Origin of the sequence: Citreicoccus inhibens (assembly GCF_019039035.1) — a bacterium.
Classification (GTDB): domain Bacteria; phylum Myxococcota; class Myxococcia; order Myxococcales; family Myxococcaceae; genus Citreicoccus; species Citreicoccus inhibens.
The window spans coordinates 343,399-355,603 of sequence record NZ_JAHNZT010000005.1; the positions used below are offsets into that span (position 1 = coordinate 343,399).

Below are 12,205 nucleotides of genomic sequence, written 5' to 3' on the forward strand. Positions count from 1 at the left end.
GGGGCTCCGAGCGAATCACTCCCTCAACACCTCGGAGAGTTGTTAGCGTCACCGCGTGCCTCCGTCTTCGCCTTCCGAGCCATCTTCCAACTCTCCCTCGACGACACAGGATGAGCGGCTGGCCCGCCTGGAAACGGCGCTGCGGGAAGGGCAGGCCCGGCAGGACGCGGCCCTGGAGGCGTGGGTGCGCCAGATGGGCCGGTTGCCCACCACCAAGGAGCGCCGTCGCTGGGACAAGAAGTGGCGCGTTCAGGCCAAGCGCGACGCGCGCCGGGCCGAGCGCAGCGCGCTGTCCAAGCCCGTGAAGCGGGAGCCGCTGGTCGCTGGGGCGCTGACGGTCGTCGCGGTGGTGTGCGTGCTGATGGCGGTGCGCAACCGGGACATGTTCTGGCTCATCTTCGTGGCGCTCGGCCTGTTCCTCCGCGCCGCGAAGCACCTGCCGGACCCCGTGCCCGAGCCCACGGGAGAGGCCACGCCCGAGTCGAAGCAGGACGCGCTGCCCACGCCAACGCAGGAGCCGGTCGATGCGAAGGCGGCACCGGTCGTCGCGCCGCCCGCGCCTGTCGTCGTGAAGTCCCCGCCGGTCGCCCCTCCCGTCACGACGTCCGGCCCGAAGGCCGCGGACCCGCGTCTGGCGCGCGTGGATGCCACCTGCGACAAACTGCTCGCTGAGCTGCGCGCGGCGCCCGACGTGCTGCGCGAGGTGGTGCACGCGCCCGAGCGCACGGTGCAGGCGCTGCGCGAGGGTTGCCACGCGCTGGTGCGCCGCGAGCACGAGCTGCGCGCCCTCCTCACGCCCGAGGACGCCGAGCGGCTGGCGGCGGACCGCGAGCGGCTGACGGCGCGACTCGCCGCCGAGATGGACGAGGTGGTGCGGGCGCGGCTCCAAGGCGCGCTGAACGCGCTGGACGCGCAGCGCCGCCAGCGGGAGGACCTGCGCATCGACGCGGACCGGCTGGAGGCCGAGTACACGCGGCTGGCGTACACGCTGGAGAACCTCTACGCGCAGGTGCTGCGCGTGCGCTCGGCGGATGCGTCGGGCGCGGACGTGGCGGGCGCGGGGCTGCGCCAGAGCGTGGATCAGCTCGGCGCGGAAGTGCAGGCCGTCACCGAGGCCCTGGAGGATGTCCACGGCGGACCCTCGGGCGGCCGGGTCCGCACGCGCTGACGTGGCGGGCTACTCGGTGGCGGCGCCCGCGGAGGGCCCGCGCGCCGAGCCGCCGCCTCCCAGGCGCACCGACTTGGCGTTCATGAACTCGCGCAGCCCCAGCGTGGCCAGCTCGCGCCCGTGGCCCGAGTGCTTGACGCCGCCGAAGGGCAGGCGGGGATCCGAGGCCACCATCTCGTTGACGAACACCTGGCCCGCTTCAATGCCGTCGATGAACTGCTGCTGCTCCTGCGCGTTGCGCGTCCACACGCTGGCGCCCAGGCCGAAGGGGGTCGCGTTGGCGAGCTGGAGGGCGTGGTCGATGTCTCTTGCGCGCAGCAGCGTGGCCACCGGGCCGAACAGCTCCTCGCGGAACGCGGGCGACGTCGGCGGGGGATCCGCCAGGACCGTGGGCGGGTAGAAGTATCCGGGGCGCTCCAGCGGCGCGCCGCCGAGCAGCAGCCGCGCGCCGGCCTTCACGCTCGCGTCCACCTGCGCGCGCAGCCCTTCGAGGATGGAGAGCGTGGCCAGCGGCCCCACCTCCACCTTTGGATCCGTCGGGTCACCCACCACCACGCGGGCCATGCGCTCCAGGAAGCGGCGCTCGAACTCGGGGGCGATCGACTCGGCGATGATGAAGCGCTTGGCCGCGATGCAGGACTGGCCGTTGTTGATGAGGCGCGCGGTGACGGCGGTCTCCACGGCGCGGTCCAGGTCCGCGCTCGGCATGACGATGAACGGGTCGCTTCCGCCCAGCTCCAGCACGACCTTCTTGAGGGCTCGGCCCGCGGTGCCGCCCACGGAGCGGCCCGCGCGCTCGCTGCCGGTGAGCGTGACGGCCGCCACGCGTGGGTCCTCGATGATGCCGGCGACCTGGGGCACCTCCACGCGCAGCACCTGGAACGCGCCGCGCGGGAAGCCCGCCTCGTGGAACAGCTCCTCCAGCGCCTGCGCGCACTGGGGCACGCTGTCCGCGTGCTTGAGCAGCGCCACGTTGCCCACCATGAGCGCGGGCGCGGCGAAGCGCACCACCTGCCAGAAGGGGAAGTTCCACGGCATCACGGCCAGCACGGCGCCCAGCGGCTGGTAGTGGATGAAGGCCTGTCCGCTCCCCATGTCGATGGGCTCGTCGCGCAGCAGGGCCTCGCCGCGCGCCACGTAGTAGCGACAGGCGGTGGCGCACTTGCGAGCCTCCGCGCGGGCGGACTCCAGCGGCTTGCCCATCTCCAGCGTCATGATGCGGCCGTAGCGGTCCGCGTTCTCTTCCAGCAGCTCCGCGGCGCGCTGGAGCCAGCTCGCGCGCTCGACCACGGAGGTGCGCCGGTAGGAGGGGAACGTCTCCGCCGCGAGCCGCAGGCGCTGCTCGACCTCGGCGTCCGTGTGGGGGGCGAAGGTGCGCAACGTCTGGCCCGTCGTCGGGTCGATGGTGGCGATGGCCATGGGGGCGTCCTCGGGCTCGGGAAAGGGGGGAGCCGGGTGATAGCAGTCTCGCGGGGCGAGACAACGCCGCGCGAGGCCGGAAGTCCAGGCGCGCACGCCTCGCCCCAGAGGTGTCACATCTTCTATACGTGGGGCGGCATGTCCCTGGTCCTCATCCTGCCTGACGGCCGCCGTCGCCCTCTGGACAAGTCGGTGCTCTCGGTGGGCTCCGATGCCGCGTGCGACGTGGTGCTCGACGCGGCGGGGGTGAAGCCCAGTCACGCGCTGCTGTTCCGCGAGGCGCGCGGCTGGAGCGTGTCGCCCGCGGGCAAGGGCTGCGAGGTGAAGGTGCGAGGCCGCCGCGTGGACGTGGCGCAACTCGCGGCCGGAGACAGCTTCACGGTGGGCCCGGTGACCGTGGCGCTGGCCGAGGCCGCGCCCGTCACGCAGGGCACGCCGGTCCGCTCGCGCGCTCGGCCCGTGGAGGTGATGGCGGGGTTCGCGTCGCTGCTGCTGGCTCGCCGTCCGGCGGGGGAGTTGCTCGACGCGGTGATGCGCGGGCTGGTGGAGGCGGTGGGCGCGGACGTCGCGTTCCTGGTGGTCCCCGAGGGGCGCGAGCGCCGCGTGCTGTGCGCCACGGGGCCCGTGCCGGAGGCCGCCGTGGCGGACAGCCTGGTGGACCGGGTGCTGGCGTCCGGGGCGCCCGTGCGGGTGGCGGACATCGCGGCGGACGCGGCGTTGGCCGGAGCCCCGAGCGTGGTGGCGCTGCGGTTGGTGTCCGCGCTGGTGCTGCCCTTGCGCGCCGAGTCCGCGCCTCAGGCCGTGGTGTACCTGGGGCGGTGCGTGGGCGCCCCCGCGTTCACGGCCGAGGAGCTGGAGGAGGCGCTCGCGGTGTCCTCGCTGGCGGCGCTGCTCCTGGCCACCTCGCGCGAGCTGACCGAGCTGCGGGCGCAGGTGGAGGGCCTCACCCGGCGCATCGCGGCGGCCACCTTCGAGGGCCTCATCGGCGAGTCCCCCGCCATGCGCGCGCTGTACCGGCAGGTGGAGCGGCTGGGGCCCACGTCGCTGCACGTGCTCATCCAGGGCGAGACGGGCACGGGCAAGGAGTTGGTCGCGCGGGCGCTGCATCGGCACAGCGGGCGGCGCGGGCGGCTGGTGGCGGTCAACTGCGCGGCGCTCCCGGAGACGCTCATCGAGCGCGAGCTGTTCGGCCACGCGCGCGGCGCCTTCTCGGGGGCGGGCGCGGACCGCGCGGGGCTGGTGGAGGCGGCGGATGGCGGCACGCTCTTCCTGGATGAAATCGGGGACATGCCATGGGCGCTCCAGTCGCGGCTCTTGCGCGTGGTGCAGGAGCGCGAGGTGACGCGGCTGGGGGAGCACAAGCCGAGGCCCGTGGACATGCGCGTGGTGTCCGCCACGCACGCGCCCCTGAAGGCCGCGGTGGAGCGAGGCACCTTCCGCGCGGACCTCCTCTTCCGCCTGGAGGAAGTCCGCGTGGACGTGCCGCCCCTGCGCGAGCGCGGCGAGGACGTGTTGCTGCTCGCGCACCACGTGCTGAGCCAGGAGGGGCGCAAGGCGCGGGGCTTCACGCAGAAGGCCACCGAGGCGCTGCGGGGCCACCCCTTCCCGGGCAACGTGCGCGAGCTCATCTCGCGGGTGCGGCGCGCCGCGGTGCTCGCCTCGGGGGAGCTGTTGGGGCCCGAGGACCTGGAGCTGGGCGCGGATGGCTCGCCCATGGTTCCGCTGGAGGACGCGCGCGACGCCTTCGTGCAGCGCTACGTGCGCGAGGCCATCGCGCGCAGCGGGGGCAGCAAGAAGGACGCGGCGGCGGCGCTGGGCATCGGCCTGCGCTCGCTGTTCCGCTACCTGGGTGAGGGGGACTGACACGCCGCCCACAGGGAGCGCGCTCGCGCGTGCCAACCCTGGCACGTTTCCTCCGAGCCCCAGCGCCCGAAGCGCGCGTCCGCCCGCGTAACTCCGCGATATCGCACGCGGCCCAGCCGTGAGCGGCGGTGGGCACGCGGGTTGCGAAGGGGGTGCCCCGGTATGCGACGGCATCGCGCCGGACGCATCACGAACGATTCCTCAAGGAGAGTCCGGTCATGAAGCACATGGTGGTGAGCCTGTTCCTGGCGTTGGCGGTCGTGGGTTGCGGGGACAGCTCCGAAGGTGGAGGCAAGGGCGGTGGTGGGGGAGAAAAGGACAACCCCTCGCAGCAGGGCGGCGGGCTGTGCAGCGCGACCAACGCGTGCCCCGCCGGCCAGTTCTGTTTCAACGGCATTTGCGCCATTGGCTGTCAGTCCAACGCCAACTGCGCGGCGGACCAGTACTGCGACACGTCGGATGGGGGCGGCGTGTCCTACTGCAAGAACAAGGTGGTGCCGACGTGCACCTCTGACAGCCAGTGCCAGTCCAACCAGTTCTGCTTTGAGGGCCTGTGCAGCCTGAAGCCGCCCGAGGCCCCCGCCGCGTGCACCGTGGACACGAACACGTTCAACGACGGGTGTGACAAGTACTCCGTCTGCACGGACCCGGACGACGAGGGCTCCAAGAAGCCCTACTGCGCCACCTTCCCGGCGTGCCCCGCGGACGGCGTGTGCCCCACGGGCCTGTCCGGCTCGGTGTGCAACGATGGCTTCATCCCCGCGAAGGGCCGCTTCTGCATGCCGGGCGTCTGCAAGACGGACTCGAACTGCCCCGCCAAGTGGAGCTGCGTGAAGTTCGCGGCGAATCAGGTGCTGGGCATGTGCAGCATGGGCTCGACGGGCTTCCCGTGCATGAACAACGACCAGTGCCTCAGCAAGCAGTGCATGCAGGGCATGCCGAACATGCCCGGCGTGTGCATGTAACGCGCGCTCACCGCGACGCGTGAGGGGGAGGGCGGTCTCGTGTCACGAGGCTGCCCTTCCTCGTCTGCCCGCGTAGAGTCGGTCCCTGCTCCAATGCCTCGTCTCGCTCTGCTCCTCGTCCTGGCCCCCGCGCTGCTCCTGGCGGTGGGCTGTCCGCTCGACATCCGCGTCCGCTGCGACGATGACGCTCCCTGCTCGGAAGGGGAGGCGTGCGTGGCGGGGGGCTGCGTGGCGGTGCGCGACGCGCGCGTGGGCGCCGCGTGCGGCGTGGATGCGGACTGTGGCGCGGGCATGGACTGTGGCGGGGGATTCCCGGGTGGCTATTGCCTGATGCGCTGCTCGGCGGCGCAGGGGTGCCCGGAGGGGAGCGTGTGCGCGCTGGATCTGGGGCAGTGCTTGCGCGCATGTGGCTCGGATTGCACGCGCGCGGGCTATGCGTGCGGGCAGGTGCCCAATCGCACCGGTCCGCTGTTCGCGTGTCTGCCTTCGGTCCGGACGGATGGCGGGACTGGGAGCGACGGGGGCACGAAGCCGGACGGGGGACCGGCGACCGATGGCGGCACGGAGGTCGATGGAGGCCAGGGGGACAGCTGCACCACGGACTTCACGTGCCCGCTGGATGAGCGCTGCGGCCTGCACGGCTTCTGCGAGCCCGGGAAGCGCATTGGCGGACACTGCACGGACACGTTCACGTGCCCGGTCAACGTGTTCTGCAACTCCGAGCGGGAGCGGTGCGAGCAGACCTGCAATCCGAATGCGTCCACGTGCGCGGCGGGGTACCGGTGCGCGGCGGACGGGGTCTGCGTGGAGAGCTGCATGGAGGCCCCGGAGACGCTGGGGCTGACATGCGAAAGCTCGCTGGACTGCGCGCGGTGTGGGGCGTGCTTGCCGTCTGGGGAGGCGGGGGGCGTCTTGCGGTGCCGGCAGCGGTGCGCGCTGGACCGGGACTGTCCGGGAGGGGCGCTGGGGGCCTGTGAGGTGGTGGGGACCACCAAGGCCTGCAAGCCGTAGCCGTCCCGGGTTGCCTGACGGGGGGCGCTCCCGGAGAATGGCGCCGCGATGACGGGTGAAGTGCTGGCGGGCCGCTACCGCCTGGAGCGTGAGCTGGGCCGGGGCGGCATGGCGACGGTGTATCTGGCCACCGACCTGCGCCTGTCGCGACCGGTGGCCGTCAAGCGGATGCATTCTGGCGGGGACGGGCGGCGAGCGGAGCGCTTCCGTCGCGAGGCGGAGCTGGTGGCCTCGCTCAAGCACCCCAACGTCCTGGAGGTCCACGACTACGGCGAGGACGCGGCGCAAGGCCCGTACCTCGTCTGTGAGTGGGTGCAGGGTCAGCACCTGCGAGCCCTGGCCGAGTCCCTGGCGCCGGTCCCGGTGGAGGCCGCGCTGGTGTTGGCCTGGGAGCTGGCACGGGCGCTGGGGGCAGCGCACGCGCGGGACATCGTCCACCGGGATGTGAAGCCGGAGAACGTGCTGGTGGCGGACGGTGGGCCGCTGAAGCTGGCGGACTTCGGCATCGCCGCGCTGGCGGACCAGGAGCGGCTGACCAGCACGGGAGGGATTACCGGCTCGCTGCCGTACATGGCGCCGGAGCGCATCGACACGGGCGCGTTCTCGCCGGCCTCGGATGTGTATGCGGTGGGCGTCATCCTGTTCGAGCTGTGCGCGGGGACGCTTCCGCACGCGGGGCAGGGCACGGCCCAGCTCGTGGCGGCGGTGATGACGAAGGACGCGCCGTCGCTCGCGGACGTCGCGCCGGGGACGCCCGCGCCCGTGGTGGAGCTGGTGGCGAGGTGTCTGGCGCGCGATGCGCGCGAGCGCCCGGTGGGTGGAGACGCGTTGGCGGAGGCGCTGGCGGAGCTCCTCGCCCGTCAGGTGGGCCCGCCGGCGGAGATGTCCCGGTCGTTCTTCCTGGCGCCGGCCCAGCGCTCCGAGGCGTGGCGGTCCGCGCGCTTCGCGTCCCTGTTGGTGGAGGGCCGCGCGCTCCTGGACCGAGGAGAAGGCGCGAAGGCCGCCAGGGTGCTCAACGCGGCGATGGCCCTGCGCCCTGGTTCGCCGGAGGTGGTGTCCCTGCTGCGAGGACGGCGAGGGCCGAGCCGCGCGTGGGGGCCGTGGAAGGGCGTGGCGCTGGGCGCGGGCGTGTGCGTGGCGGGAGTGGGCGGGTGGCTGGTCGCGTCGTCGGCTCATGACGCGGCACTGAATGTCTCGGCCCCCGCGTCGTCCGGACGCGACATGGCATCCACCGAGGCAGCCCGTCACCCCACGTCGAAGCGTGGTTCGCTCGCTCCGCCAGTCCCAGGGGGCGATGGGGCGGCAGGGACCACGGCTCCGAGTGGCGGCGTGAATGGGACCGGGCCGCTCGCCGCGGCGGGCTCCTCTCCCGTGACACCCGCGAACTCCGTGCAGACGGGTGCGCGCGATGTTCGAGGTCCGCCTCCGACCGAACGTGTTCCGAGTGGGCGGGGCGCTGTCCCTGAGTCCAAGTCATCCGTGGGGACAGTGGCTGTCGGCGGCGTGCCCGCTGCTGGGAGCGTGGTGGGCTCGCGAGCGCAGACTGAAACAGCCGCGCCTGTCCAACTGGCTTCAGGCCCCGCGGGAGTTCAGCCCGCGAGCGGCAGCGTCGCGGTTCACGCGACCGCCCACGATGCGGCGCCTGCGAACCCCGCCCCGGAGCGCTCGTCACCCTCCGAAGCGCCGACCTCCGAGGCCGCCCGAGCCACCTTGCGAGTGACGACGCGCCCCTGGGCCGAAGTCTTCGTGGAAGGTCAAAGCCGAGGCTACACGCCCCGCGTTCGAGAGCTGTCGTTGCCTCCAGGCACGCATCATCTCCGGTTCGTGAATCCGCTCTGTGACGCGGTGGAGGTCTCGGTCACGCTCGGCGCGGGCGAGACGGTCGCGCGAGAAGTGGTGCTGCCGGTGCGCAAGGCGGAAGTGCTCGTGAAGGCTCGCCCGGGCGCGCGCGTGTTCGTGGACGGCGAGGAGGTGGGGACCGCGCCCCTGCCCGCGCCGCTCCGAGTCGAACACGGCCGTCACCTCATCACGGCTCGCAGTGCGGGAGAGGCCCCGGTGCAGCGCGAGGTGGAGGGCGTGGCGGGGCAGCGCACCGAGGTGGTGTTGGAGGGGGCGCCATGATGGGGCTGCCCGTGGTGGCGGTGCTCCTGGCCGCGTCGGTGCTCGACCTGGCGCGAGCCGCCTACGAGTCCGGAGACCTCGCGCAGGCGCGCACGCAATTGGAGGCCCTGCTCTATCCCCTGAGCCTGGAGGGCGACGCGCTGGAGGCCGAGGCCCATCTGCTCCTGGCCGCCACCTATCACGCGCAAGAGGACCCGAGGCGCGCGGAGAACGAGGTGGTGCGCGGACTGGCGGCCGTGGAGGGGCCCGTGCGCTTGGATCCACTCCAGTACCCGCCCGACTTCATCGCCTTCGTCGAGCGTGTGCGGACCGCGCAGGCCGAGCGCATCGCGGCCCTCGCGGTGGAGCGCCGTCCTCGCCTCATCCCCGAGTCGCGCCCTGTCGCGAGCGCCGCGAATGGCGCCACGAGCCCGAAGGGCGTCACGCCCGCCGCGATGCCAGCCCCGTCGCGCGCGTGGTATCTGGCGCCGTTGGGCGTGGGGCACTTCCGACACGGGCGGCCCGCGGCGGGCACGGCCCTGGCGGTGACGCAGGGCGTGTGCCTGGCGGTGTCGGGAGCGTCATTGGGCACGGCGCTGGCGATGCGCGGGCCAGATGGTCGCTACAGCGCGGCGGAGGCATCCACGGCCCGCGCGCTCAACGTGGCCTGGGTCGCGGGGGCATACGCCTTCCTGGCCGCCTATGCCTACGGTGTCGTGGACGGGATGTTGCTGGAACCGTCGCCGCCCACGCCCTGAGCCTCACAGCTCGAATCGAATCAGGCGGGGCAGGGCGCCGAGCGCGTGCTCCGTGTCCGAGCGTCATGCGTGCGCCACGCCGCGCGGGCGTCAGGTGTCGGGCGCCGTGCGCCGCACACCTCGCGCGCCGTTCCGATGGACAGACGGACCTCATGGGCGCCAGTGTCCGCGCGCATGGAGCGGCGGCAGGGTGTGTCCGGTGGCAGCGAGGAGCGAGCGCGGCGCGGCGCGGGATGGGCGGGCGTCGTCGTCTGCGCGCTGGGCTTCCTGGCCATTGCGTCCGCGGTGTCACTGGGGGCGACGCAAGCGCTCGACGAGCGCGCGGTCCTGGCCTTGCGTCGCCCGGAGGATGTGGCGGTCCCTCGGGGGCCGCGAGGGCTGGCGGATGCCGCTCGCGATGTGACGTCCCTGGGCGGAGCGCCGGTCCTGATGCTCGTCACGGTGGGCGCGTGCGGCTTCCTGTGGAGCTCGCGGCGACGGCGCGATGCGGTGTGGCTGGGGGGCGGGGTGTTGTTGGGCTGGGGCCTCAACACCGTGTTCAAGTTCGCGGTGGGGCGAGCCCGTCCCTCCGTGGTGCCGCACCTCGCGGAGGTGAGGTCGTTCAGCTTCCCGAGCGGCCACGCGATGATGTCCGTCATCGTGTACCTGACGTTGGCCTGGGTCCTGCTGCCTCGCGCCGAGGACTCGCGTCCGCGCGCCTACCTCCACGGGGTGGCGCTCGGGCTGTGCCTGCTCATCGGCGTCACGCGCGTGTTCCTGGGCGTGCACTACCCATCGGACGTGTTGGGCGGGTGGCTGGCTGGATTCGCGTGGATGCTGGCGCTCAGGGCGTGGGCTGCTGGGCCTGCGCGGCGTCCATCGCATCCAGGGCCTGAACCCGCACGCGCTCCTCGGGGCTGAACGAGTCCACCAGGAGCCGCTGCGCCGCGGCGGCCCGCTCGGTGGGGTCCGCGATGCTCGCCGTCAGCGCCTGTCGCTTCGCGCGAAACGCCGTGAGCTTGCGCTGCCACTCCGCGCGCTCCTGGTCGAGCGCCTCCAGTCGCGCGGTGGCCTCCGGTCCCTCGGTGGAGAGCCGGTACTGATGCAGGTCCTCGGCGCTGGCGCCCGCGGCGACCAACTCCCGCTCCGCGGCCTGTTGCTTCAAGGGATGCAGGGCCTCCTGGCGGAGCGCGCGAAGGTCGGCGGGGAGCGTCTCCTCCAGGGCCTCGATGCGTCGCGCGCGCTCCTCCGAAGACAGCGTCGTGTCCTTCTCCAGTCGCATGCGCTGGAGCGCCACGGCGTCGTGCTGCTCGTCCTCGGCGAAGAACGCGTCCGCGACCTCGGTGCCCAGGTGTTCGCGGCGCAAGCGGCGCACGGCATCCAGGCGTCCGGCGACGTCCTCCGGCCCGCTGCCCGCGGGGACCTCCAGCGTGCGCGCGGCCTGCCGATACGCCAGATAGTCGTCCAGCACCCGCAGGGCTTCATCCAGGGCGCTGGCCGGCAGCTTCGCCCGCATCGACGCGATGATGCGCGCGCGCAGCGACTCGGGGGACTCCTCCCCGGTGGCGGAGAGGTAGTAGTCGAACAGCCGCCGCACGTCCGCGGACAGCACCAGGTGGCCCGAGGCATCCACGCGCAGCGCCCCGTCCTCCGTGGTGTCCTGGAGCGAGCCGGGAACCGGCGGCGCCAAGGGCTCACCCGCTCCAGTCACCGCACCCATCGGAGCGGCAGCCCCCGGACGCGCGGGGCGCCCCACGGTCGAGGAGGGAAGCCCGCTCGGGCCCGGCGCGGACTCGACCGGCTCTCGCACCTGCGCGGGCGGCGCGGTGCGCAGCAGCAGCGTGGCGGCGCCCGCGAGGACGATGAGCGCACCTCCCACGAGCATGGCGCGAGGCTTCACGGTGGTCGCTCCCCGGGCTGCGCGGAAGAGAAGGCGGGCGCGGCGGGCATGCTCCCGCGCCGCGCCCCACGGCGGAAGCGGATTACAGGCCCGCGGCCTTCAGGCGGTTGGCGTGCGCGCGGAACACGGACACCGGGCTCGACTCGAACAGGTTGGTGAGCCCGAGCACCTGGTTCACCTCGTCCAGGTGGTTCATGCCGTAGTTGTCGCGCAGCACCGTGCCGAAGTGCGAGCTGCACCGGCCCACGAGGCCGTCGTTGCTCTCGCTGTAGAAGAACGCCGAGAGCCCCAGCGAGCCGTCACCCACGTCCAGCACGTTGGTCAGCACCGACGTGCCGGACCACGAGTAGTAGCGCTGGCCGTTGGTGCCCGTGGCCGCGCCCTGTCCGCAGGAAGCGGCCGGGATGCCCGCGGGGAACTTCGCGTTGTACGCCGCGGTGCCCGCCTGGGTCAGCGCGTCCAGGCCCTTCACCGCGTCCTGCGGCGACGTGTGTCCCGACAGCAGCCCCAGCACCGTGCCCAGGCTGTTGGCGAAGTAGGCCAGCACGGACTCGCTGAAGCTGCCGCCCTTCACGTTGGCCCGCAGGTACGTGGCCAGGTCCGCGCCCTTGTGCGGCGTGCCCACCGTCGTCACGGACGCCACCAGGTCCGGGCGCACCGCCGCCACGTAGCGCACGTCCAGGCCGCCGTGGCTGTGACCCACCAGGTTCACCTTGCCGCAGCCCGTGCGGGCCACGATGTCCTGCACCTGCGCCAGCAGCGCCTCGCCGCGCGCCTCGCTCGAGTTGAACGACGGCACGTGCGTCACGTAGACGCTCGCTCCACCCGAGGCGAGCCCCGAGTTGATGCCGTAGAAGTAGTCCACCACTCCGAAGAGCGAATCGAAGCCCGCCATGCCGTGCGCGAGCACGATGGGATACCGGGTCTTCGTATACGTATCCGCGGCGTGCGCCGGGATGGAGACGAACAACAGCGCGGCGACAGCGACACAGAGGCTGCGAACGGCGTGCATGGCTACCTCCTGGGTGTGCAGGCCGCCAGC

General features: G+C 72.9%; 10 protein-coding genes. 7 read left to right on the forward strand and 3 right to left on the reverse strand.

Annotation, left to right across the window (positions count from 1 at the left end):
- The first annotated feature begins 55 nt into the window (after positions 1 to 55).
- On the forward strand, positions 56 to 1,168 hold the full coding sequence (locus tag KRR26_RS09795; RefSeq protein ID WP_328707098.1) for an AAA family ATPase: 1,113 nt from the start codon (positions 56 to 58) through the stop codon (positions 1,166 to 1,168).
- Between the two features lie 9 nt (positions 1,169 to 1,177).
- On the opposite strand, the gene KRR26_RS09800 is transcribed toward KRR26_RS09795, so the two are convergent.
- Positions 1,178 to 2,587 (reverse strand): NAD-dependent succinate-semialdehyde dehydrogenase, encoded by a 1,410-nt coding sequence (locus KRR26_RS09800; RefSeq protein ID WP_217079671.1) that lies wholly within the window; start codon positions 2,585 to 2,587, stop codon positions 1,178 to 1,180.
- Between the two features lie 138 nt (positions 2,588 to 2,725).
- Between KRR26_RS09800 and KRR26_RS09805 the strand changes: the two genes are divergently transcribed.
- The 6 genes from KRR26_RS09805 to KRR26_RS09830 all read left to right on the forward strand — a co-directional run bounded on the left by KRR26_RS09805 (position 2,726) and on the right by KRR26_RS09830 (position 10,184).
- Complete coding sequence (locus KRR26_RS09805) at positions 2,726 to 4,450, forward strand: sigma 54-interacting transcriptional regulator (protein ID WP_217079672.1); 1,725 nt, start codon at positions 2,726 to 2,728, stop codon at positions 4,448 to 4,450.
- 218 nt (positions 4,451 to 4,668) lie between these two features.
- Positions 4,669 to 5,415: a hypothetical protein gene (locus KRR26_RS09810; RefSeq protein WP_199723718.1), complete on the forward strand. Its 747-nt coding sequence runs from the start codon at positions 4,669 to 4,671 to the stop codon at positions 5,413 to 5,415.
- Positions 5,416 to 5,508: 93 nt separating this feature from the next.
- Complete coding sequence (locus KRR26_RS36705) at positions 5,509 to 6,426, forward strand: hypothetical protein (protein WP_236068442.1); 918 nt, start codon at positions 5,509 to 5,511, stop codon at positions 6,424 to 6,426.
- 48 nt (positions 6,427 to 6,474) lie between these two features.
- A complete protein-coding gene (locus KRR26_RS09820) occupies positions 6,475 to 8,547 on the forward strand; it encodes a serine/threonine-protein kinase (RefSeq protein WP_217079673.1) in 2,073 nt (690 codons plus the stop codon).
- Entirely contained in the window at positions 8,544 to 9,284 is a 741-nt protein-coding gene (locus KRR26_RS09825; protein WP_217079674.1) for a tetratricopeptide repeat protein, read from the forward strand. The genes KRR26_RS09820 and KRR26_RS09825 overlap by 4 nt, the downstream gene beginning before the upstream one ends.
- Positions 9,285 to 9,458: 174 nt before the next feature.
- Positions 9,459 to 10,184, forward strand: coding sequence for a phosphatase PAP2 family protein (locus tag KRR26_RS09830; protein WP_217079675.1), 726 nt, complete (start codon positions 9,459 to 9,461; stop codon positions 10,182 to 10,184).
- Here KRR26_RS09830 and KRR26_RS09835 read toward each other — a convergent pair.
- Both KRR26_RS09835 and KRR26_RS09840 read right to left on the reverse strand, forming a co-directional pair.
- Complete coding sequence (locus tag KRR26_RS09835; RefSeq protein WP_328707099.1) at positions 10,108 to 11,163, reverse strand: lipase secretion chaperone; 1,056 nt, start codon at positions 11,161 to 11,163, stop codon at positions 10,108 to 10,110. The two genes, KRR26_RS09830 and KRR26_RS09835, sit on opposite strands and share 77 nt — an antisense overlap.
- An 82-nt stretch (positions 11,164 to 11,245) precedes the next feature.
- A complete protein-coding gene (locus KRR26_RS09840) occupies positions 11,246 to 12,175 on the reverse strand; it encodes an esterase/lipase family protein (protein ID WP_217079676.1) in 930 nt (309 codons plus the stop codon).
- Between the last annotated feature and the right edge of the window lie 30 nt (positions 12,176 to 12,205).